The sequence below is a fragment of the Vibrio sp. Y176 genome (assembly GCF_033438945.1).
The window spans coordinates 1-1,447 of sequence record NZ_JAWOQS010000068.1 but is presented as its reverse complement, the minus strand read 5'-3'; the positions used below and the strand labels follow the sequence as shown (position 1 = coordinate 1,447).

Sequence of the window (1,447 nt, the reverse complement as noted above, 5' to 3'; positions counted from 1 at the left end):
CAAAAATCAATGTTTGTTACTTTGCCATGCGACCCAAGATGACGTGCAGCGTCGCGTCCTCATCTTGAGTCAGCTGGTTTCCGATGCATTGTTTAATCAACAAGAGCCTTTACTCGACAGTCTAGAGCGTATTCTCGAAGGTGAGCCTTGCGATATTGCGATTGTTATTGATGACGCTCATTTACTTAGTGAAACGCTCGTTTCGGAGTTATGGACGTTAGTCTTAGAGGCGCATGAAAAGCCGAACTGGACGATCAACGTGTTGCTTTTTACTCAGTCTGGGCGTTTGGAGTCGGTCTTGTCTCGGTTGAGTTATGGGCAAGAACTTAAGCCAGTTGAACTTGATATCGATATGCTATCCGAAGTGGAAGCGCGTCGTTTCTTCGAATCACTAGTGGTTAGGTATGTCGATGACGATGCGGAGAAACGTGTTCGAGATGCATTTAAGAAAGTCGACCCGATTCCGGGTGACATCATGGCATTAGGAGAGATGAAAGTGGAAAAAAGGATCATTATCCGTTCAATTGTCGGATCGCCACTCAACATCGCATTAGTGGTTTTGGTGCTACTGTTGCTGGCCGCTGGAGGCTATTGGTGGATGTTTAATCAGCCAAGCCCAGATGACAAAGCGCAGCAGATCACGGGAAGCATCGAGCAAACTGCCATTCCGACACTCACTGAGCCGACTCTTTCGCCATCAGAATCTAATTTAACCTCAGTGACTGACGACTTGCCAAATGACGGCGATTTATCAGATGCGACTGACGATTCCAACTCATTGCCACCAACGGTGACAGAAGAAGTAGCAAGCGTCGGAAATGATGACACCCAGCAGCGTGTGGTGATTGAATCTGACGTGGTTGATGCTCTGTTAGAAGGTAAGCCTGAGCAAGCGAATACAGACAATATTAAAGCGTTAGTAGAAGGGGCTGAACCTCAAGCGAAAACCCAGTCAGAGACAAACTCTTCTTTGATTAAAGTGGTGAAGCCAAGCGATGCCGCATCAGAAGAGGTTGCGAAAACAGAGACGACATCAAGTAAACCTATCGTCAAATTCTCGTTTGCACGTGAAGAGCTAAAAGCGTTATCCCCAAGAGCGTACACCTTGCAGTTAGCAGCCATGACATCAATGGAAGATGTGCAAGCTTTTCTTGATGAGCATCAGCTGAATAACAAGGTACGCATTTATCCGACGGTTCGCAGTGGAACGGAATGGTACATCGTGACTTACCAAGATTATCCGACAATTCAAATGGCTCGCGACGCGGTAGAGAAGCTGCCAGATACACTTAAGTCGGTGAGCCCATGGGCAAAATCGCTAGGCCAAGTTCATCGAGAAATTGATCGCGTGAAATAATCCTGAGCTTCGCTGAAAAATATGTTACATTCCGCAGCCTTAATTTTTGGGCGATAGATAGAGCAGTAGATGAAAAAGCAACGAGCCTTT

The 1,447-nt window shown here is 46.4% G+C and carries 1 protein-coding gene; it reads left to right on the top strand.

Features of this window, described 5'->3' with window-relative positions; translation table 11 throughout:
* A partial coding sequence (locus R7O13_RS24095; RefSeq protein WP_318304830.1) for an SPOR domain-containing protein occupies positions 1 to 1,357 on the top strand: 1,357 nt, incomplete at its 5' end.
* Positions 1,358 to 1,447 lie beyond the last annotated feature (90 nt).